The sequence below is a fragment of the Streptomyces sp. NPDC023573 genome, assembly GCF_055559735.1.
This window is the reverse complement of record NZ_JBVHKB010000014.1, coordinates 4,757-5,031: the sequence shown is the minus strand read 5'-3', so window position 1 is coordinate 5,031 and position 275 is coordinate 4,757. Positions and strand designations below refer to the sequence as shown.

Here is a 275-nt window from a genome sequence, read left to right as displayed (position 1 = left end):
CCGGCCTCACGGTGTACCTCCCCGCGAGACCCGAGTACCCAGTCGAGTGTGGGGTTGAGTTCGAGTGCGGCGGTGAGGTCGGTGATGGCCTGGTCGTAGCGACCGGCCTCACGGTGTGTTTGGCCGCGCCGGCCCAGTGCCCACACACCGGTGGGGTTGAGTTCGAGTGCGGCGGTGAGGTCGGTGATGGCCTGGTCGTAGCGACCGGCCTCACGGTGTACCTCCCCGCGAGACCCGAGTACCCAGTCGAGTGTGGGGTTGAGTTCGAGTGCGGC

Annotated in this window: 1 protein-coding gene; it reads right to left on the bottom strand. The window is 68.0% G+C overall.

Annotated elements, in window-relative coordinates; genetic code table 11:
• On the bottom strand, positions 1 to 275 hold a 275-nt coding region (locus ACZ32T_RS32505), incomplete at both ends, for a tetratricopeptide repeat protein (RefSeq protein WP_467370752.1).